Annotated in this window: 19 protein-coding genes; 16 read left to right on the top strand and 3 right to left on the bottom strand. The window is 73.3% G+C overall.

Annotated features, from left to right (window positions below):
- Window positions 1–33 precede the first annotated feature (33 nt).
- From BLT82_RS06625 to BLT82_RS06615, 3 genes are all read right to left on the bottom strand, one after another.
- Window positions 34–711 carry a hypothetical protein gene (locus BLT82_RS06625; RefSeq protein ID WP_093652893.1) on the bottom strand — a complete coding sequence of 226 codons (678 nt, stop codon included), beginning with the start codon at window positions 709–711 and terminating at the stop codon, window positions 34–36.
- The gene (locus tag BLT82_RS06620) at window positions 708–2,345 is read right to left on the bottom strand and encodes a serine/threonine-protein kinase (RefSeq protein WP_093652892.1); all 1,638 of its coding nucleotides are present in this window, start codon (window positions 2,343–2,345) and stop codon (window positions 708–710) included. The genes BLT82_RS06625 and BLT82_RS06620 overlap by 4 nt, the downstream gene beginning before the upstream one ends.
- A 108-nt stretch (window positions 2,346–2,453) precedes the next feature.
- Complete coding sequence (locus tag BLT82_RS06615) at window positions 2,454–3,722, bottom strand: Tm-1-like ATP-binding domain-containing protein (RefSeq protein WP_093652891.1); 1,269 nt, start codon at window positions 3,720–3,722, stop codon at window positions 2,454–2,456.
- A gap of 135 nt (window positions 3,723–3,857) precedes the next feature.
- Here BLT82_RS06615 and BLT82_RS06610 point away from each other — a divergent pair, with 135 nt between their 5' ends.
- The 16 genes from BLT82_RS06610 (at window position 3,858) to hypE (ending at window position 19,304) form a co-directional block, all read left to right on the top strand.
- On the top strand, window positions 3,858–4,148 hold the full coding sequence (locus BLT82_RS06610) for a hypothetical protein (protein WP_093652890.1): 291 nt from the start codon (window positions 3,858–3,860) through the stop codon (window positions 4,146–4,148).
- 208 nt (window positions 4,149–4,356) lie between these two features.
- Window positions 4,357–6,066 (top strand): hydrogenase maturation protein, encoded by a 1,710-nt coding sequence (locus tag BLT82_RS06605; protein ID WP_093652889.1) that lies wholly within the window; start codon window positions 4,357–4,359, stop codon window positions 6,064–6,066.
- Window positions 6,067–6,122: 56 nt separating this feature from the next.
- A complete protein-coding gene (locus BLT82_RS06600) occupies window positions 6,123–7,217 on the top strand; it encodes an NADH-quinone oxidoreductase subunit B family protein (protein ID WP_093652888.1) in 1,095 nt (364 codons plus the stop codon).
- Window positions 7,218–7,290: 73 nt separating this feature from the next.
- Complete coding sequence (locus BLT82_RS06595) at window positions 7,291–9,069, top strand: nickel-dependent hydrogenase large subunit (RefSeq protein WP_093653008.1); 1,779 nt, start codon at window positions 7,291–7,293, stop codon at window positions 9,067–9,069.
- Complete coding sequence (locus tag BLT82_RS06590; RefSeq protein WP_093652887.1) at window positions 9,066–9,650, top strand: hypothetical protein; 585 nt, start codon at window positions 9,066–9,068, stop codon at window positions 9,648–9,650. The genes BLT82_RS06595 and BLT82_RS06590 overlap by 4 nt, the downstream gene beginning before the upstream one ends.
- Window positions 9,647–10,312 (top strand): DUF5947 family protein, encoded by a 666-nt coding sequence (locus BLT82_RS06585; protein ID WP_093652886.1) that lies wholly within the window; start codon window positions 9,647–9,649, stop codon window positions 10,310–10,312. Before BLT82_RS06590 ends, BLT82_RS06585 begins: the two co-directional genes overlap by 4 nt.
- Window positions 10,309–10,950, top strand: a complete 642-nt coding sequence (locus BLT82_RS06580; protein ID WP_093652885.1) for a DUF6084 family protein — start codon at window positions 10,309–10,311, stop codon at window positions 10,948–10,950. Before BLT82_RS06585 ends, BLT82_RS06580 begins: the two co-directional genes overlap by 4 nt.
- Entirely contained in the window at window positions 10,947–12,365 is a 1,419-nt protein-coding gene (locus BLT82_RS06575; protein WP_093652884.1) for a hypothetical protein, read from the top strand. The genes BLT82_RS06580 and BLT82_RS06575 overlap by 4 nt, the downstream gene beginning before the upstream one ends.
- A complete protein-coding gene (locus tag BLT82_RS06570; protein ID WP_093652883.1) occupies window positions 12,362–12,892 on the top strand; it encodes a hydrogenase maturation protease in 531 nt (176 codons plus the stop codon). Before BLT82_RS06575 ends, BLT82_RS06570 begins: the two co-directional genes overlap by 4 nt.
- 11 nt (window positions 12,893–12,903) lie before the next feature.
- Window positions 12,904–13,011 (top strand): DUF6893 family small protein, encoded by a 108-nt coding sequence (locus BLT82_RS38785; protein ID WP_392618218.1) that lies wholly within the window; start codon window positions 12,904–12,906, stop codon window positions 13,009–13,011.
- Between the two features lie 217 nt (window positions 13,012–13,228).
- Window positions 13,229–13,621, top strand: a complete 393-nt coding sequence (locus BLT82_RS06565) for a hydrogenase maturation nickel metallochaperone HypA/HybF (protein WP_093652882.1) — start codon at window positions 13,229–13,231, stop codon at window positions 13,619–13,621.
- 3 nt (window positions 13,622–13,624) lie between these two features.
- Window positions 13,625–14,320, top strand: coding sequence for a hydrogenase nickel incorporation protein HypB (gene hypB, locus BLT82_RS06560; protein WP_093652881.1), 696 nt, complete (start codon window positions 13,625–13,627; stop codon window positions 14,318–14,320).
- Complete coding sequence (hypF, locus tag BLT82_RS06555; RefSeq protein WP_093652880.1) at window positions 14,317–16,776, top strand: carbamoyltransferase HypF; 2,460 nt, start codon at window positions 14,317–14,319, stop codon at window positions 16,774–16,776. The genes hypB and hypF overlap by 4 nt, the downstream gene beginning before the upstream one ends.
- Before the next feature lie 35 nt (window positions 16,777–16,811).
- On the top strand, window positions 16,812–17,114 hold the full coding sequence (locus tag BLT82_RS06550; protein ID WP_093652879.1) for a HypC/HybG/HupF family hydrogenase formation chaperone: 303 nt from the start codon (window positions 16,812–16,814) through the stop codon (window positions 17,112–17,114).
- The gene (gene hypD / locus BLT82_RS06545; protein WP_093652878.1) at window positions 17,111–18,244 is read left to right on the top strand and encodes a hydrogenase formation protein HypD; all 1,134 of its coding nucleotides are present in this window, start codon (window positions 17,111–17,113) and stop codon (window positions 18,242–18,244) included. Before BLT82_RS06550 ends, hypD begins: the two co-directional genes overlap by 4 nt.
- Window positions 18,237–19,304, top strand: a complete 1,068-nt coding sequence (gene hypE / locus BLT82_RS06540) for a hydrogenase expression/formation protein HypE (RefSeq protein ID WP_093652877.1) — start codon at window positions 18,237–18,239, stop codon at window positions 19,302–19,304. Before hypD ends, hypE begins: the two co-directional genes overlap by 8 nt.
- Window positions 19,305–19,387: the final 83 nt, after the last annotated feature.

The following is a 19,387-nucleotide window of genomic DNA, read 5'->3' as shown; positions in this document are numbered from 1 at the left end:
TGACCTCGGAGGTACAAAAGTGGAGATAGCCCGTCATGGACAGGTATAGGTGAAATCGATCGCGGCGTCGTGCTCCGAGGGGGAGCTGAGCCGGAGTTCGGCACGGGCGCGGTAGGAGCCCTCGCCGTGGAACGTCCACAGAAGACGCAGCCTCGCCCGGTCCTGGCCGCGGGCCAGCCGCTCCGTCAGCGTCTCGGACGTGGTGCCGTCGCTGCGTACCCAGCGGTACGTCAGCGTGCCCGGCCTGCCGTCGGTGCGCACCACGGCCGTGACGACGGCGGTGCCGTCGCAGCCCGGGCCCGCGGGATCGGTGTCCACGGACACGTCCCGAACCGTGGGACCGGGGCCGTACTGCTGCCACCCGAGGAAGAGGAGGACGGCCAGCAGGATCAGGGCCGCCGGGCCGTAGCGGCGCAGTCCGGCCGCCGGTGACCGCCCGGTGCCGGCCGGCGGGGCCGCGGCGCCGTGCAGCGTGCCCGTGTGCCACACCGCTGTCGTACGGTCCCGCTCGTATCTCTCCCGTGCGGCCGCCGTGACTCCGGGGCCGAAGCGCAGCACGGTGCCCTCGACCGTGTCCGGTGGCGTGTCGGGCAGCTCGGACCAGTGACTGGCGAGGGCGGTGGCGCTGTAGTCCTCGGGCGGCGGCGGACTGTGCCCCTCGCCGTCCGGCGGCGGGGGCGGGGTGCGGAAGGGGAGGCGCGGGTCGCTCATCCGACGGTGCACCTCCTCGTCACGATCTCCTGCTGCGAACCCCCGTTCGCGGCGGTGGGCGAGCTGCCCGCGGTGAGCCGCCAGTAGCAGGCCCGGAAGTTCTGGAAGACGTGCTCGACCGTGAGCGTGTACCGGGTCGCGCCGCTGCGCTCGAAGGTGTCGGCGGTGCCGTCCGGGACGCCCGGGCCGCCCTTGGCCGCGGCGGTCGCCCAGTCCAGGACGACGCGCACCGGTCCGGTGCCGTCGGTGACGACCTCCACGGTCGCGGTGGCCGTCGCCGTACCCGTCTGGCGCAGTGAACCGATCGACACGGACTTCACCGAGACCTCCGGCTCCGGCGGCTCCGGGGGGTCGGAGGTGACCGGAGGCGACTCCGGCGCGGTGACCGGCGGGACGGTCGTGGGCCCGGGACCGGCGGGCGGGGAAGCGGGTCCGGACGGGCCGGCGGTCACCGTCGGAGACGCCTCCGCGGAGGACGGCGAAGGACTGGGGGACGCGGAGCCGGCCGACGGAGCAGGCGAGGCGGAGGCGGGGTCCGCGGTCCCGTCCGGTGCGGGAGGCGCGGCGCTCGTGGTGGCGACCGCCCGCGCCGCCGGAGCGACCGGATCGTCGCCGGCGGCCCGGGCCGCGATCACCAGCAGCAGTCCCAGGACGAGAGCGAGCGACGCGGCGAACAGCCCCTGCCGGTCCGGCCACAGCCCGCCCGGCCGGTGGCCGCGCCCCAGCGAGGTCGACGCCCGCGCCGCCACCGAGACGGCCTGCGCACCGGCCGAGGGAAGCAGCAGCGGCAACAGCGCCGCCAGCGCGGCGAGTTCGCCCCGGCCGCGCTCCTCCCAGTCGGAACCGAGGGCCGCGCACGCGACCGCCTCCAGCTCCGCGACGAACGCCTCGGCGGTCTCCGGGCGTTCCTCCGGCGACTTCGCCATCCCGCGCCGGATCAGCGGCCGCAGCTCCTCGGGCACCTCCTCGACCGGGACGGGCGCGCTCGTGTGCCGGAGCGCGAGTTCCGCGAAGTTCTCGCCGGAGTACGGTTTGCGGCCCGTGACGCACTCGAAGAACGTCGCGGTCGCCGCGTACACGTCGCCGGCCGGCGAGGCCGGCTCACCGCTCCACTGCTCAGGCGCCATGTACGAGGGCGTGCCCGCCACGCCGGGCGTGGTGCCCCGGCCGGCCGCGATGCCGAAGTCGACGAGCTTCGACGAGCCGTCCGGCGCCACCAGCACGTTCTCCGGCTTGTAGTCGCGGTGCACCACTCCCGCGCGGTGCGCCGCCGCGAGCCCCAGCAGGGAGCCCTTGAGTACCACGAGCGCGGGCGCGGCGCCGGTCGCGCCCTCCCTGGCCAGCAGGGCGCGCAAGGGCACCCCGTCGACCAGCTCCATGACGATGGCCGCGCCTTCGGGGCACTCGACGTACTCGTACAGCCGGACCACGTGCGGGGTGTCGAGCCCGCTCAGCAGCCGCGCCTCCGAGCGGAAGGCGCGGACGAAGGCCGTGTCCCGGCGCAGCCGTTCAGCGAGGTACTTGACGGCCACGGGCACGCCGGTGGCGTCGTGGACGGCCAGTACGACCCGTCCGCTGCCGCCCGAACCGAGTTCTCTGGTCTCGGTGTATCCCGGGACCGTCCATGCGTTCATCCCACCCCCTCGGCGGGCGCGGCCGGACTGCACGGCCGGCGCCGCGCGCGCCGTTGTCCCCACAACAGACACATGTACGGTACCGGCCGGTTCCCGGCGGTCCGCCGGTCATGCCCGCTCCGCGGCCGGCGGCCGTGCGGCGCGGGCGATCAGCCCGTGCAGCCGCTCGGCGGCGGCCCGGCCGAACGACGGGTCGTTGATGTGGGTGGGGAACTCCACCGTCTGAACCCGGCTGCCCCGCAACCCCTCCCGCAGCGCCGCGAACAGGGCCGCGTCGGCGACCGGATCGTGGTAGGGACCGCCGGGCGCCCCGAGCGTCGACAGCCCGCGCAGCGGTACGCACACCTCGGCCGGCCCCTTGGCCCCGCGCAGCTTCTCCGCGATGCTCCGGCCGAGCTCGGCGCACTCCGGCGCGGTCGTGCGGACCACGGTCACGGACGGGTTGTGCACCCGCACGTCGCGGTCCCGAAGCCGCTCGGGGACGGTGCGCGGCGGGCCGAACTTCACCATGTCGAGCGCGCCGAGGCTCACCACCTGGGGCGTGCCCCGGCGGCCCGCCGCCCGCAGGCGGTCGGGGCCGGCGGTCAGGGTGCCGCCGACCAGTTCGTCCGCCAGCTCGCTGAGCGTCAGATCCAGCACGCCGGCGAACAGCCCCTGCCCGGCCAGGGCTTCCAGCGTGCGGCCGCCCGTGCCGCTGGTGTGGAACACGAGCACCTCGTACCCGAGTTCGGTCAGCCGCTCGCGCGCCGCGTCCACTCCGGGCGTCGTGACCCCCGCCATGCTCGCCGCCACCAGCGGTCTGCCGTCCGTCCCCAGCCGGGCCGGCCGCAGGGCCCGGGGGCTCGCCGCGAACCCTTTCGCCATCCCGGCCACGGCGTCGACGGCGTTGGCCAGGACCGGGGCCGAGACCGAGTTGACCCCGGCGATGTCGACGACGCTGTGCATCATCGTGATGTCCGTGGAGCCGACGTACGGCGCCACATCGCCCGACGCCATCGAGGACACCATCAGCTTCGGTACGCCGAGCGGCAGTCCGCGCATCGCGCGGGTCGCGATCGACGTCCCGCCGCTGCCGCCGAGGGCCAGCACCCCGTGCAGCCGCCCGGCCTCGTACAGCCGCAGGAGGCAGGCGGCCGCTCCGCGGGCCATCGCGGTCACGGCGGCGCCGCGGTCCCCCTCGGCCCGCAGCCGGTCCAGGTCCGCGCCCGCCGCCCGTGCCACCTCGGCCCGCGGCACGTCGGCGCGCAGCCGCGGCTCGCCGGCGACCCCGGCGTCGACGACCACCACCTCGACGCCGTGCCGCAGCAGTCGCTCCCGCAGCCACGCGTACTCCAGGCCTTTGGTGTCCAGGGTGCCCAGCAGGGCGACGATCGCCATCCCGACACTGTCCGCGAGGATCGGCGGAGCGACAAGGGTGCCTCGGGGCCGTCCCGGCCGTCCGGAACCGCGCGCCCGCGCACGCGCCGCGCGCCGGACATAGGCTGGACTGGCTGCCGACCGTGGAGGTGTGCCATGTCGCGTAACCACCACTTCCACCTCGACCGGGGCGACCACTCGATCACCGTCAACGTCGGCCCCGGCAGGACCGGGGGGATCGAGCTCCTGGTCGACGGCAAGGTGATCGAGTACCGACGGGAGCACGGCACGGGCACGACGGTGCTGAACGGCCAGCTCCCCGACGACCCGGCCCGCGCCTTCGTCGTCCGCGTCCACCAGCCGCACCTGGTCAGGGTGAAGCCCGGATGCACCCTCGAGCTGGACGGTGTGGAACTGCCCATGCCCGAGCGGTACACCGCGTTCTGAGCGCCGCCGATCGGTCCCGCCGGCGGTCGCTTTCGAGTGACCCCGGCGGCTTCGTACCGGCCGCGGCACCCGGCCGTGGCGGAGCATCGCAGTCGGCCGGACTCCCCGCCGGCCCTGGACCGTGTCCGCAGAGTCCCGCCGCACCCTCCGGGCAGACGGCGCTGCTGCGCCGGCACGGCCCAGCCGCCGGATCCGGTGGAAGGCCGTCATGCACATCCTGCTCATCGCCAGCGCCTACAACAGCCTCACCCAGCGCGTCCACGCCGAGCTCAGGGACCGGGGCCACACCGTCGCCGTCGAGCGCACCCCGGACGGTGACGCAGTGCGCGAGGCCGTCCGCCGGCACGAGCCCGGCCTCGTGCTCGCCCCCATGCTGAAGACCGTCATCCCGGCCGACGTCTGGACGCGGCACACCTGTCTCGTCGTCCACCCCGGCCCGGTGGGCGACCGAGGGCCGTCGTCCCTGGACTACGCGGTCCAGGAGGACGCCGGAGTCTGGGGCGTCACCGTCCTGCAGGCCGACGCGGAGATGGACGCCGGAGACGTCTGGGCGACGGCGACCGTCGCGCTCCCGCCGCTCGCCAAGGGCGATCTCTACCGGGGCGAGGTCTCCGACGCCGCCGTCACCGCCGTCCTTCTCGCCGTCGACCGCTTCGCCTCCGGCGACTACGAGCCCCGTCCGCAGAGCGCCATGAGCGGACGGGCGAGCGTCCGGCCGTACGTCCGCCAGGAGCTCCGGCGCATCTCCTGGGCGGACGACCCGACCGAGACCGTGCTGCGCAAGCTCCGCGCCGCGGACTCGCAGCCCGGAGTGCTCGACGAACTGCTGGACGGCGAATGGTTCCTCCACGGCGGCCACCCGGAGGACCAGCTCCGCGGCCGCCCCGGCGAGCTGCTCGCGACCCGCGCCGGCGCCCTGTGCAGGGCGACCGCGGACGGCGCCGTGTGGATCCCCGAACTGCGCCCCCGCCGTGACGCCGGGGGCCGGCCCGGCTTCAAACTGCCCGCCACCCTGGCACTGGGGGACCGGCTGCCGCTGCTGCCCGACCTCCCCGCGCCCCTGAGCCTCGGCGAACACCGCCGCACCTGGAGCGACATCCGCTACCGGGAGGAGGGGCCGGTCGGGGTGCTGTCGTTCTCCTTCCCCGGCGGGGCGATGAGCACCGGTCACTGCCGGCGGCTGCTCGACGCCTACCGGGTGGCCTGCTCCCGGCCCACCTCGGTGCTGGTCCTCGGGGCGGCCCGGGACTTCTTCTCCAACGGCATCCACCTGAACGTCATCGAGGCGGCCGCCGACCCCGCCGCCGAGTCCCGGGCCAACATCGAGGCGATGGACGATCTCGTGGAGGCCGTGCTCACCACGACGGACCGGCTCGTGGTGGCAGCCGTCGGCGGCAACGCGGCCGCGGGCGGGGTGATGTTCGCACTGGCCGCCGACGAGGTCTGGTGCCGCGCGGGGGCGATCCTCAACCCCCACTACCGGCTCATGGGCCTGTACGGCTCGGAGTACTGGACCTACTCCCTGCCGCGCCGCGTCGGCGGTCCCGTGGCCGAACGCCTCACCTCCCAGGCCCTCCCGGTCACGGCGACCGCCGCGCTCCGACTCGGCCTGATCGAGCGGGTCGTCGAATGCGGTCCGGAGGAGTTCGCGGGCGAGGTCACCCGGATGGCGGCACGCCTCGCCCCGAATCCCTCGACGCAGTCGCGGATCGCCGCCAAGAAGGCCGCGCGCGAGCGCGACGAGGCCGCACGGCCGCTGGCCGCGTACCGCGAGGACGAGCTGGCCCGGATGCTGCGGACCTTCGCGGACCCGGCCGCGCCCTACCACCGGCTGCGGCGGGCCTTCGTCCGGAAGGAGTCACCGGAGGGCACCCGGCCGGAGGACGCCGCGGTGGCAGCCGGAACGGCCGCCTGTTAGCAAGGGACGAAGGCCCGGTACGGGTCTTTTGTCACGTATCCCCCAGGAGACGCCTCATGGATGCAGGAACGCCGACCACGGTCGACGCCGCGGCCTCGTCCGGCGCGGTCGCAGCCGAGGACAAGCCGATCCATATCCTCTGGATCAACGCCGGCCTGAGCTGCGACGGGGACTCGGTCGCGCTGACCGCGGCCATGCAGCCGAGCATCGAGGAGATCGCGCTCGGTGCCCTGCCGGGGTTGCCGAAGATCCAGGTCCACTGGCCGCTGATCGACTTCGAGTGCGGCCCGGTGGGCGGCGCCGACACCTTCATCGAGTGGTTCTTCAAGGGGGAGCGCGGGGAGATCGACCCGTTCGTGCTGGTCGTCGAGGGCTCCGTGCCCAACGAGTCGATCAAGCAGGAGGGGTACTGGTGCGGCTTCGGCGACGACCCCGAGACCGGCCAGCCCATCACGACCAGTGAGTGGATCGACCGGCTGGCCCCCAACGCCCTCGCCGTGGTGGCGATCGGCACCTGCGCCACGTACGGCGGTATCCACGCCATGGCCGGCAACCCCACCGGCGCCATGGGCGTGCCCGACTACCTCGGCTGGGACTGGAAGTCCAAGGCCGGCATCCCGATCGTGTGCGTCCCCGGGTGCCCCATCCAGCCGGACAACTTCGCGGAGACACTGACGTACCTGCTGTACCAGGCGGCCGGCTCCGCGCCGATGATCCCGCTCGACGACAAGCTCCGGCCCACCTGGCTGTTCGGCCAGACCGTCCACGAGGGCTGCGACCGGGCGGGCTACTACGAACAGGGCCAGTTCGCCGAGACGTACGACTCGCCCGAGTGCCTGGTGAAGATCGGCTGCTGGGGCCCCGTCGTCAAGTGCAACGTGCCCAAGCGCGGCTGGATGAACGGCATCGGCGGCTGCCCCAACGTGGGCGGCATCTGCATCGCCTGCACCATGCCGGGCTTCCCCGACAAGTTCATGCCGTTCATGGACGAGCCGCCCGGCGGCAAGCTCTCCAGCACGGCCAGCGGCGCCTACGGCGCCGTGATCCGCAGGCTCCGCAGCATCACGGCCAGGACCGTGGACAAGGAGCCCAAGTGGCGGCACACGGGCGACAAGATCACCACCGGTTACCGGCCACCGTGGCCCATGTGACCCACCCTCCGGGACAGCGACACCCCCTCCTGCTCGACGACGTGAAGACGTGAAGAAGGGCACCGCACACACGATGGCACCGAAGACTCAAGCGGCCGGCGACGGCCTGGTGGAGATGTCCTGGGATCCGATCACCCGGATCGTGGGCAGTCTCGGCATCCACACCAAGATCGATTTCAAGCAGAAGCGGGTCGCCGAGTGCTACAGCACCTCGTCGGTCTTCCGCGGCTACAGCGTCTTCATGCGGGGCAAGGACCCGCGCGACGCGCACTTCATCACCAGCCGCATCTGCGGCATCTGCGGTGACAACCACGCCACGTGCTCGGTCTACGCGCAGAACATGGCGTACGGGGTGAAGCCGCCGCACCTCGGTGAATGGATCATCAACCTCGGCGAGTCCGCCGAGTACATGTTCGACCACAACATCTTCCAGGAGAACCTGGTCGGGGTCGACTACTGCGAGAAGATGGTCCGCGAGACCAACCCCGGCGTCCTGGAACTCGCCGAGCGCACCGAGGCCCCGCACGCCGCGGAGCACGGCTACCGCACCATCGCGGACATCATGCGCTCGCTGAACCCGCTGGAGGGTGAGTTCTACCGCGAGGCCCTCCAGGTCAGCCGCTACACCCGGGAGATGTTCTGCCTGATGGAGGGCCGCCATGTGCACCCCTCCACGCTCTACCCGGGCGGTGTCGGCACGGTCGCGTCCGTCCAGCTCTTCACGGACTACATGTCCCGCCTCATGCGGTACGTGGAGTTCATGAAGCGCGTCGTCCCGCTCCACGACGACCTGTTCGACTTCTTCTACGAGGCCCTGCCCGGCTACGAGGAGGTCGGCCGCCGGCGGGTGCTGCTCGGCTGCTGGGGTGCCCTGAACGACCCCGAGTACTGCGACTTCACCTACGCCAACATGACCGACTGGGGACGGAAGATGTTCGTCACCCCGGGCGTCGTCGTGGACGGCAAGCTGGTCACCAACGACCTCACCCAGATCAACCTCGGCATCCGGATCCTGCTCGGCAGCTCGTACTACGAGGACTGGGAGGGCCAGGAGCAGTTCGTCACCCACGACCCGCTCGGCAACCCCGTCGACCCGCGCCACCCCTGGAACCAGCACACCATCCCCGCCCCGCAGAAGCGGAACTTCGACGACAAGTACAGCTGGGTCATGTCCCCGCGCTGGTTCGACGGCAAGGAGTACCTGCCGCTCGACACCGGCGGCGGCCCCATCGCCCGGCTGTGGTCCACCGCGCTCTCCGGCCTGGTCGACATCGGCTACGTCAAGGCCACCGGGCACAGCGTCGTCATCAACCTGCCGCGCTCGCTCACGAAGCCGGAGACCACCTTCGAGTGGAAGATCCCGCAGTGGAGCAACGCGCTGGAGCGCAACCGCGCCCGCACCTACTTCCAGGCCTACTCCGCCGCCGTCGCCCTGCACTTCGCCGAGAAGGGCCTCGAGGAGGTCCGCGCCGGACGCAGCCAGACCTGGGAGAAGTTCGACGTGCCCGACGAGTCCATCGGAGTCGGCTTCACCGAGGCCGTCCGGGGCGTCCTTTCCCACCACATGGTCATCAGGGACGGCAAGATCGCCAACTACCACCCGTACCCGCCGACCCCGTGGAACGCGAGCACCCGGGACACCTACGGCACCCCCGGCCCGTACGAGGACGCGGTGCAGAACACGCCCATCTTCGAGGAGAACTCCCCGGAGAACTTCAAGGGCATCGACATCATGCGGGCCGTCCGCAGCTTCGACCCGTGCCTGCCGTGCGGTGTCCACATGTACGTGGGCGACGGCAGGACCGTGAAGTCGATGCACGTGCCCACCGGACTGAGCGGCCTCGCCGGATGAGCCCGGTCAGCGGCACGGTCAGCGCCGAGCAGGCGGGCCGGCGGGTCGAGGAGATCCTCGACCGGCTGGCCGCCGGCGGCGACGAGCAGGCGTGCGCGGCTGCCGAGGAACTCGTCCGCGTCCTCATGGACTTCTACGGCGCGGGGCTGGCCAGGACCGTCGAGCTGCTCGCCCGCCCCGCCGACGAGCGCGCCGAAGGGCGCCCGCCGGCGCCGCTCAACGGCCTGCTCGGCGACGAACTCGTCAGCAGCCTGCTCGTCCTGCACGATCTGCACCCCGAGGACGTGCCCACCCGGATCGCCCGCGCGCTGCGCGGAGTCCGGCACTCCCTCGAATCGGCCGGGTACGAGGAGGCCACCGGCGTCCTGCGGCTCCGCCTCACCGGCTCCACCGGCTGCGGCTGCCCCAGCACCCAGGAGGTCGCGCGGCAGGCCGCGATCGAGGCACTCGCCTGCTTCGCGCCCGAAGTGACGGCCGTCGAACTCCACCCCGTCACCCGCGAACCGGCCCTCCTCCAGATCGGTGCCGGGCCGCCCGGCGCCGGTCCCGCCGCGGGCCGGGCGCCGGCCACGGCGACGTGAGCGCGGTCCCCACGGGTCCGGGGCGGCTGCGGCCCGCCCCGGGCCCGCGCGGACTGCGCCGGTTCACGACGCCCCGGCCGCCCCGCGAGGAGCGCTGCGAACTGTGCGGCGCGTCGCTCCCCGACGCATCCCACCGGCATCTCGTCGACACCGAGAAACGGGCACTGGCCTGTGCCTGCGGTCCGTGCACCCAGCTCCTCGACCGGGCCGGCGTGTCGCAGGGCCGCTTCCGGGCCGTGCCTTCGCGCCACCTCACCGATCCCGGACACCGCATCGACGACACCACCTGGGAACTGCTGCGGATTCCCGTGAGCGTCGCCTTCTTCTTCCACAACTCCGCGCTCGAACGGCCCGTCGCGCTATACCCGAGCCCGGCGGGCGCCACCGAGAGCGAGCCGGAACCGTCGTCCTGGGAGACGGTGCTGGCCGCGACCGAGCTGGCCGGCATGCTCGAACCCGACGTGGAGGCACTGCTGCTGCGCCGCTCCGGCGGCCGCACCGAGTGCCACCTGGTCCCGGTCGACACCGCCTACGAACTCGTGGGCCGGATGCGGCTCACCTGGCACGGCTTCGACGGCGGTCCCCAGGCCCGCGCCGAACTCGACGCCTTCTTCGACCGCGTACGACAGCGCGCCACACCGCTCCGGGGGAGCAGGGCATGACCGAATTCACCTTCCACTGCACGGACGTACGGGCCGATCCGTACGCCGCGGGCCCGACGCTCGTCTTCCGGCTGCGCATCACCGCGTCACCCGGGACCCGCGTCCACGCCCTCGCCCTGCGCTGCCAGTTGCGCATCGAACCGGCCCGGCGCGGCTACGCCGGCCCCGAGGCCGAGGGTCTGAAGGACCTGTTCGGCGAACGCTCGCGCTGGGGCAGCTCGATGCACCCGGTGCAGTTCGCGCAGGTCTCCCACATGGTGCCCGGCTTCACCGGCGAGACCGAGACCGAACTCCCCGTGCCGTGCACGTACGACATGGACGTCGCCGCGACGCGCTACGCCCACGCCCTCTCCGAGGGCGAGGTGCCGCTGCTGATGCTCTTCTCCGGCACCGCCTTCACCGGAACCGGCGGGTTCCACGTCGAGCCGGTCCCGTGGGACCGGGAGGCCGTGTTCCGGATGCCGGTGAAGGTCTGGCAGGAGATGCTCGACCAGCACTTCCCGGGCTGCGGCTGGATCCGGCTGCCCAGGGAGACCATGGACGCCCTCCTCGCCTTCCGTTCGCGGCGGGCGCTGCCCTCCTGGGAGTCCACGGTCGAGGCCCTGCTCGACGCGTCCGCCGAGAGGACGGCCCGATGACCACCGCCGTCTTCACCCCCGAGACCGAGGCCCGGCTCGCCACCGCGCGCCACGTCGCCGACGCGGTCCTGTTCGAGGGCTACGTGCTCTACCCGTACCGGGCCTCCGCGGCCAAGAACCGGCTGCGCTGGCAGTTCGGGGTGCTCGTGCCGCCCGCCTGGAGCGCGCGCTGCGAGGAGCACGAGTTCCAGCACACCGAATGCCTGATGGAGCCCCGGCCCGGCGCGGACCTCGCGGTGGAGGTCCGCTTCCTGCACGCCCAGCGGCGCACCGTCCAGCGGGCGACCGAGGACGGCGGCTTCGAGACGGTCCGCGAACTCCACCTGGCGGACCGGGTCCTGGTCCCGTGGGACGAGGGCGTGGAGGAGCGCGTCGAACTGACCGTGCCCGTCGCCGACCTGGCGGGAGAGGGCCTGGCCTTCCCCTTCACCCGGCCCGCCGGCGAGGCGACGGAGCCGGTCCTGGACGGCGAGGGACGCACCGTCGGCCGGCTCGTGCGCCGCCGGGAGGAGATCAACGGAGTCGTGAGGCTCTCCACCGCCGAACTCGACGGCCCCTACCGGACGATGCGGCTCACGGCCGTCGTGGAGAACACCGGCGGCTGGACGCCGGAGCCCGGCGGCGACCGGGACGCGGCCCTGCCGCACTCGCTCGTCGCCGGCCATCTGCTGCTCTGCCTCGACCGCGGCTCGTTCCTGTCCATGACCGACCCGCCGGAGTGGGCCAAGGGCGCCGTCGCGGCCTGCCGGAACCTCCACACCTGGCCCGTCCTCGCGGGCGAACCCGGCGCCACGGACCTCGTGCTGTCCTCGCCGATCATCCTGGAGGACCATCCGGCCATCGCGCCGGAGAGCCCCGGCGCCCTGTACGACGCCACGGAGATCGACGAGATCCTCGCCCTGCGCACCGCGGCCCTCACGGACGAGGAGAAGCGCGAGGCCAGGGGAACCGACGAGCGGGCCGCGGCGGTCATCGAACTGGCCGACACCATGCCCGCGGAGGTCCTGGAACGGCTGCACGGCGCCGTGCGCAGCCTGCGGGAGGTCACCGGCCCCGTGCGGGACGAGGACCCCTTCGACCCCGTGGGCCACGGCACCGCCCGCCCCGACACCCCCTGGTGGGACCCGGGCGGCGACACGAGCGTCGACCCCGAGCACGACCGCGTCACGGTGGACGGCGTCCCCGTCGGCGCGGGAAGCCGGGTCGTCCTGCGGCCCGGCCTGCGCCACAGCGACGCACAGGACCTGTTCCTGCACGGCCGCACCGCCCTGGTCGAGGCCGTACTGCACGACGTGGACGGAGGCGTGCACATCGCCGTGACCGTCGAGGGCGACCCCGGTGCCGACATCCGCCGCGAACAGGGCCGGTTCCTGTACTTCCAGCCCGACGAGGTCGAACCCCTGGAGACCGTGTGAACGCCCCCGTGCAGGACCGCCCCCGGACACTCGTCGCCGGTGTCGGCAACATCTTCCTCGGCGACGACGGATTCGGCGTCGAGACCGTGCGCGCGCTGACCGGCGGGCCGCTGCCGGACCACGTCGAGGTCGCGGACATCGGCATCCGCGGCGTCCACCTCGCCTACCGACTGCTGGACGGGTACGACACCCTCGTCCTGGTCGACGCGACGGCGCGCGGCGGCGAGCCCGGCACGCTCTACCTCATCGAGCCTCAGCCCGGCGGCGGCTCGGGCGCCCCCGCGGACGCCGTGGCCCTCGACGGCCACCGGATGTCCCCCGACGCCGTACTCGCGCTGCTGGACGCGCTCTGCGCCGGCACCGGCGCCGCCGCGCCGCGCCGCGTCCTCGTCGTCGGCTGCGAGCCCGCCTGTGTCGAGGAGGGAATCGGCCTCAGCCCGCAGGTCGCCGCCGCCGTACCCGGAGCCGTTCGCATGATCACGAACCTGGTGCACCAGACAGCCCCGGCACCCACCGGCCTCACGTGAGGAGCACACACATGAACAAGAAGGTCATCGGCGGAGCGGCCGCCGCCACGGCGGTCGTCGCGCTCGTCAAGGGATTCCTCCCGGACATCAGGCGCTACCTGCGCATCCGCAGGATGTGACCCGGGTCCCGCGCCCCGTGACCCGCCGGCTCCGGCCCGCGCGGCGTCACGGGCGGCCTCCGGCTGCCCGGCCCCGCGGCCGCTGCACCGAACGGCGGACGCGACCGGGCACCGTCGGCGCGCCGGTCGGACCGGCCCGGCGGGCGCCCCTGTAATTGGGCACGGCCACGCCCGCCCCCGGGCACGACCGGCCACCGCCGCGCAGGACGGGAGACCGATGCACGAGATGTCCATCGCGCTCGCCGTCGTCGACCAGGTCGAGGAAGCGGCGCGGTCGCACGGCGCCACGGGCGTGCGGACCGTACGTCTGCGGATCGGCGAGCTGGCCGGAGTGGTCCCCGACGCGCTCGCCTTCTCCTTCGGACTGGCCTGTACCGGCACCGTCGTGGAAGGGGCCGAACTCGTCACCGAGACCGTCCCCGGCCGCGCCCGCTGCGCCTCGTGCGACGACGAATGGGCGGTGGGCATGCCGCCGCGGCTGATCTGCCCGGTCTGCGACCGGGCCACCGCGGAGCTCGTCTCCGGCCGCGAGCTGCTGATCGCCGCAGTGGAGTGGCACGACGACCCCGCGGACCCACGGGTACGCGAACCGATCTCCCAGGAGGGCTGACCCATGTGCCGTGTTGTCGATCTGCAGCAGGCGGTGCTCGCCAAGAACGACGCGACAGCCGAGGTCCTGCGCAAGGAGCTGGCCGCGCGCGGGACGGCCGTCGTCAACGTGCTGTCCAGCCCCGGCAGCGGCAAGACCGCGCTGCTGGAGGGCGAACTCCTGCTGGCGCGGGAACGGGGCGTCACGGCCGCGGCCCTGACGGCCGATCTCGCCACCGAGAACGACGCCGTACGCCTCGCCCGCTCCGGACTGCCCGTCAAGCAGGTGCTCACCGACGGCCTCTGCCACCTCGAGGCGGACATGCTCGCCGGACACCTCCACGGCTGGCTGGCCGAGGACACCCGGCTGGTCTTCGTCGAGAACGTCGGCAACCTCGTGTGCCCCGCCTCGTACGACCTCGGAGAGGCGCTGAGGGTCGTGCTGGCCTCCGTCACCGAGGGCGAGGACAAGCCGCTGAAGTACCCCACGGCCTTCGGGCTCGCCCACCTCGTGATCGTCACCAAGACCGACATCGCGGAGGCCGTCGGCTTCGACGAGGCCGCCTTCCGCGCCAACGTCGAGCAGGTCAACCCGGGCGTGGACGTGGTCCTCACCTCCGCGCGCACCGGCGCCGGCACCGGAGTGCTGCTCGACCGGGCACTCGCCGCCGCGGAAGGCACCGCGGTCCACATGCCGGTGATGGCACAGGCCCGGGCATGACCACGTCCGCGCCGGGCCCGGCCGCCTCCCGGCCCGGGCCCGTCGCCCCCGCGTCCGTCCAGCGGCGCCGGGTCACCGTGCGGGGCGTGGTGCAGGGGGTCGGCTTCCGCCCGTTCCTCCACAACCTCGCGACGGGGCTGCACCTGACGGGCCATGTCACCAACACCGGCGACGGCGTCGTCGCCGAGGTCGAGGGCGCGCCGGTCGCCGTGGCCCGCTTCTGCGCCCGGATCGCCGATGAGGCCCCGCCCCTCGCACTCGTGGAGTCCGTCCACGACCAGGAGGTCCCCGTCGCCGGGGACAGCGGATTCCTCATCGTCGCCTCCGACAAGGGCGGGCCCGTCCGCACCCTGGTCTCCCCGGACACCGCCACCTGCGCCGACTGCCTCCGCGAGCTGGCCGATCCGGGCGACCGGCGCCACCGGCACCCCTTCATCACCTGTACGCACTGCGGTCCGCGCTTCACCATCGTCACGGGCCTGCCCTACGACCGCGAACACACGACGATGGCCGACTTCCCGATGTGCCCGGACTGCGCGCGGGAGTACTCCGACCCGGGCGACCGCCGCTTCCACGCCCAGCCCGTCGCCTGCCCTTCCTGCGGACCGCGGCTGCGGATGATCGTGGCTCCCGCCGCCCCGGGGCTCCGCCCGCGGCACGTGGTCGCGCCGGACCCCAACGACCGCAGCCTCGGCGGGCCGGTCGTCGCCGACCCGGTCCGGGAAGCCCGCGAACTGCTCTCCGACGGGGCGATCCTCGCCGTCAAGGGCCTCGGCGGCTACCACCTCGCCTGCGACGCCGCCAACAAGGGCGCCGTGGCACTGCTGCGCCGCCGCAAGGCCCGCGGCGACAAGCCGTTCGCCCTGATGGCCAGGGAGATCGGGGACATCGAGCACCTGGTCCACCTCGGCGCCGCGGAACGGGAACTGCTCACCGGTGCGGTCCGCCCCATCGTTTTGATGCGACGCCGCACGACGCCCCTGGAGGCGCCGCCCGGAGCCCCGCGCCCGGTGGACGGGGTCGCCCCCGGCAGCCCCGACCTCGGCGTGATGCTGCCGTACACCCCAGTGCACCAGCTCCTGCTGGGACTTCCGGGCGAGGAGCACGCGGGCCCCCGGCTCCTCGTGATGACCAGCGGCAACCTGGCGGGGGAGCCGATCGTCACCGACGACGGGGAGGCCCTCGAACGGCTGGCGGACCTCGCCGACGCCTGGCTGCTGCACGACCGTCCCATCCACGTCCCCTGCGACGACTCGGTGGTGCGCGTCTGCGACGGGGAACTCCTGACACTGCGCCGTTCCCGGGGGCACGCACCGCTGCCGGTCACCCTGCCGCTGCCGGTCCCGCCCGCCCTCGCGGTCGGCGGCGACCTCAAGAACACCTTCTGCCTGGGCAGGGACCGCAAGGCGTGGCTGTCCGCGCACATCGGCGACATGGACGACCTCGCCACCCAGCACGCATTCGCCTGCGCCGAGGAGCAGTTGGAGGAGATCACGGGAGTGCGGCCGGAGCTGCTCGCCGTCGACCGTCACCCCGGGTACCGCTCCGCCCGGTGGGCCCGGCACAACGCCGGGGAGCGGCCCGTCGTGCGCGTTCAGCACCACCACGCGCACATCGCCTCCACCATGGCCGAACACGGCCTGGACGGGAGCCGCCCCGTTATCGGCGTCGCCTTCGACGGCACCGGCTACGGGGACGACGGCGCCGTGTGGGGCGGGGAGATCCTGCTCGCCGACTACGACGGCTTCCACCGCTGCGCCCACCTCGGCTACGTGCCACTGCCCGGCGGCGACTCGGCCGTGCAGCGCCCCTACCGCATGGCGCTGGCCCATCTGCACGCGGCTGGTATCGGCTGGAGCGGCGACCTCCCGTGCACGGCCGCCTGCCCGGAGCAGGAACTCCCGCTGCTGCGCAAGCAGTTGGAGCGCAACCTCAACTGCGTCCCGACCTCCAGCATGGGCCGGCTCTTCGACGCGGTCTCCTCCCTCGCGGGCGTGTGCCACCTGGCGCGCTACGAGGCCCAGGCCGCGATCGAACTCGAAGCGGCCGCGGTGCGGGCCGACGGAGCGTACGGCCAGCCCTACTCCTTCGGGCTGCTTCCGGCGGGCGGCGGCCCGGCCGCCTCGATGACCGCCGACCCCGAACCCGTCCTGGCGGCCGTCGTCGAGGACGTACGCGCCGGTGTGCCGGCGCCCGTGATCGCCGGGCGCTTCCACGCCTCGGTGGCCGCGCTCGTCCGCAGGGTCTGCGCCCTGGCACGGGAGCGGCACGGGCTGGAGACCGTGGCGCTGACCGGGGGAGTGTTCGCCAACGCGGTGCTCTCCTCCGCGTGCGCCGCGGGCCTGCGGGAGGACGGCTTCACCGTACTGCGGCACCACCGGATCCCGCCCAACGACGGAGGACTGGCGCTCGGTCAGCTCGTCGTCGCCGCCCGCGCAGCGGGCGGGACCGGCTGAGCGGCCGCACACAGCACGACAGCGAGGAGAGACGTATGTGCCTGGCGGTACCCGGCAGGGTGCTGGAGATCGAGGACCGGGACGGCACCCGCATGGCCACCGTCGACTTCGGCGGGGTGGTCAAGGAGGTGTGCCTGGAGTACCTGCCGGACCTACGGGTCGGTGAGTACGCCATCGTCCACGTGGGGTTCGCGCTGCAGCGGCTCGACGAGGAGTCGGCACGGCGGACCCTGGAACTGTTCGAGAACCTCGGGCTGCTCCAGGAGGAGTTCGGCGACCCGGACGAGTCCGGCGGGCCCGAAGGGTCCGGCGAGTCCCTCGAGGAGGCCCGGCAGTGAAGTACATCGAGGAGTTCCAGGACCCGTCGCTGGCCGAGCGCCTGCTCGACGAGATCCGCGCCGCGGTGACCCGGCCGTGGGCGCTGATGGAGGTGTGCGGGGGCCAGACCCACACCATCATCCGGCACGGCATCGACCAACTCCTCCCGGACGAGGTCGAACTGATCCACGGCCCCGGCTGCCCCGTCTGCGTCACCCCGCTGGAGGTCATCGACAAGGCGCTGGAGATCGCGTCCCGCCCCGGGGTGATCTTCTGTTCCTTCGGCGACATGCTCCGGGTGCCGGGTACCGGCCGTGACCTGTTCCAGGTACGCGGCGAGGGCGGTGACGTGCGGGTGGTGTACTCCCCGCTCGACGCGCTCCGTGTCGCTCAGCAGAACCCGGACCGTGAGGTCGTGTTCTTCGGCATCGGCTTCGAGACCACCGCCCCGCCCAACGCCATGACGGTGTATCAGGCGCGCAGGCTCGGCATTCCGAACTTCAGCCTGCTGGTGTCCCATGTGCGCGTGCCCCCCGCGATCGAGGCGATCATGCGGTCCCCGAACTGCCGTGTCCAGGCCTTCCTCGCGGCCGGACACGTGTGCAGCGTCATGGGCACGGACGAGTACCCCGTACTCGCCGAGCGGCACCGGGTCCCGATCGTCGTCACGGGCTTCGAGCCCCTGGACATCCTCGAGGGCGTACGCCGCACGGTCCTGCAGCTGGAGCGTGGCGAGCACACCGTGGACAACGCCTACCCGCGCGCGGTCCGGCCGGAGGGGAATCCCGCGGCCCGGGCGATGCTCGCCGACGTCTTCGAGGTCACCGACCGCGCCTGGCGCGGAATCGGCGTCATCCCCGACAGCGGCTGGCGGCTGTCGTCCCGGTACCGGGAGTACGACGCCGAGCACCGCTTCCAGGTGACCGGCATCGACACCCGCGAACCGGCGGCCTGCCGCAGTGGCGAGGTCCTGCAAGGTCTGCTGAAACCCCACGAGTGCGAGGCGTTCGGCACCGTCTGCACCCCGCGCACCCCGCTGGGGGCCACCATGGTCTCCAGCGAGGGAGCCTGCGCGGCCTACTACCTCTACCGGCGGCTGGACCTGCCGGCCGCCGCGTCGCGTTCCCCGGAGGGCAGCCCCGTTGTCTGAGACCACCGAAGCCCCGGACGTCCTCGCGTGGACGTGCCCGCTGCCGCATCGCGACGGTTCCCGTGTGGTGATGGGCCACGGCGGTGGCGGCGCGCTGTCCGCCGAACTGGTCCGCGACGTGTTCGCGCCCGCCTACGGCGGTCCCGCGCTCTCCGCCATGGGCGACTCCGCGACGGTCGAACTGGGCGGCGCACGGCTCGCGTTCTCCACCGACTCGTTCGTGGTGCGCCCGCTGTTCTTCCCGGGCGGGAGCATCGGGGACCTCGCCGTCAACGGCACCGTCAACGACCTCGCCATGAGCGGTGCCCGGCCCGCGTTCCTGTCCAGCGCGTTCATCCTCGAGGAGGGAGTCGAGACCGAGGTCGTGCGGCGGGTGGCCGAGGCCCTCGGCGAGGCGGCCCGCGCGGCGGGCGTGGAAGTGGCGACCGGCGACACCAAGGTCGTCGAAGCGGGCCACGGCGACGGCGTGTACATCAACACCTCCGGCATCGGCCTGATCCCGCCCGGGGTCGATCTGCGGCCGCAGCGTGTCGTCCCCGGTGACGTCGTGATCGTCAGCGGAACGATCGGCGTCCACGGCGTCGCCGTCATGAGCGTGCGCGAGGGTCTGGAGTTCGGGGTCGAGATCGAGAGCGACTGCGCCGCGCTCGCCGGGCTCGTCGAGGCGATGCTCGCCGTCACACGGGATCTGCACGTCCTGCGGGACCCGACCCGCGGGGGACTGGCCGCCGCGCTCAACGAGATCGCGTCGGCCTCCGGCACGGGCGTCGTCGTCCAGGAGCGGGCCGTTCCGGTCCCGGCTCCCGTGGCGAACGCCTGCGCCGTGCTCGGCCTCGACCCGATGTACGTCGCCAACGAGGGCAAGCTCGTCGCGTTCGTCCCACGTGAGCACGCGGACGCCGTACTCGCGGCCATGCGCGCGCACCCGCTCGGCAGGGAGGCCGCGGTGATCGGCGAGGCGGTGGCGGCCCATCCCGGGATGGTGGTCGCCCGTACGGGGCTGGGAGGCACGCGCGTCGTGGACCTGCCGCTCGGGGAGCAGCTGCCGCGAATCTGCTGACCGGGCGCCCGCGCGGCCGTCGTGCACCGGGCGAACCACCGTGTGGGCTGGGCCGGTTCCCGCCGGCGAGTGCGGCGGCGGGG

The organism is Streptomyces wuyuanensis (genome assembly GCF_900103455.1).
Lineage (GTDB): Bacteria > Actinomycetota > Actinomycetes > Streptomycetales > Streptomycetaceae > Streptomyces > Streptomyces wuyuanensis.
Note: the sequence above shows the minus strand (reverse complement) of the source record. Positions and strands in the feature narration are given on the sequence as shown.

Bases quoted from the DNA above. Each gene is read 5' to 3' on its own strand.
- hypB (WP_093652881.1), top strand. From the start codon at position 13,625: ATGTGCCGTGTTGTCGATCTGCAGCAGGCGGTGCTCGCCAAGAACGAC.
- BLT82_RS06620 (WP_093652892.1), bottom strand. From the start codon at position 2,345: ATGAACGCATGGACGGTCCCGGGATACACCGAGACCAGAGAACTCGGT.
- BLT82_RS06550 (WP_093652879.1), top strand. From the start codon at position 16,812: ATGTGCCTGGCGGTACCCGGCAGGGTGCTGGAGATCGAGGACCGGGAC.
- BLT82_RS06575 (WP_093652884.1), top strand. From the start codon at position 10,947: ATGACCACCGCCGTCTTCACCCCCGAGACCGAGGCCCGGCTCGCCACC.
- BLT82_RS06610 (WP_093652890.1), top strand. From the start codon at position 3,858: ATGTCGCGTAACCACCACTTCCACCTCGACCGGGGCGACCACTCGATC.
- hypF (WP_093652880.1), top strand. From the start codon at position 14,317: ATGACCACGTCCGCGCCGGGCCCGGCCGCCTCCCGGCCCGGGCCCGTC.
- BLT82_RS06590 (WP_093652887.1), top strand. From the start codon at position 9,066: ATGAGCCCGGTCAGCGGCACGGTCAGCGCCGAGCAGGCGGGCCGGCGG.
- BLT82_RS06565 (WP_093652882.1), top strand. From the start codon at position 13,229: ATGCACGAGATGTCCATCGCGCTCGCCGTCGTCGACCAGGTCGAGGAA.
- BLT82_RS38785 (WP_392618218.1), top strand. From the start codon at position 12,904: ATGAACAAGAAGGTCATCGGCGGAGCGGCCGCCGCCACGGCGGTCGTC.
- BLT82_RS06625 (WP_093652893.1), bottom strand. From the start codon at position 711: ATGAGCGACCCGCGCCTCCCCTTCCGCACCCCGCCCCCGCCGCCGGAC.
- BLT82_RS06600 (WP_093652888.1), top strand. From the start codon at position 6,123: ATGGATGCAGGAACGCCGACCACGGTCGACGCCGCGGCCTCGTCCGGC.
- BLT82_RS06595 (WP_093653008.1), top strand. From the start codon at position 7,291: ATGGCACCGAAGACTCAAGCGGCCGGCGACGGCCTGGTGGAGATGTCC.
- BLT82_RS06605 (WP_093652889.1), top strand. From the start codon at position 4,357: ATGCACATCCTGCTCATCGCCAGCGCCTACAACAGCCTCACCCAGCGC.
- BLT82_RS06580 (WP_093652885.1), top strand. From the start codon at position 10,309: ATGACCGAATTCACCTTCCACTGCACGGACGTACGGGCCGATCCGTAC.
- BLT82_RS06615 (WP_093652891.1), bottom strand. From the start codon at position 3,722: ATGGCGATCGTCGCCCTGCTGGGCACCCTGGACACCAAAGGCCTGGAG.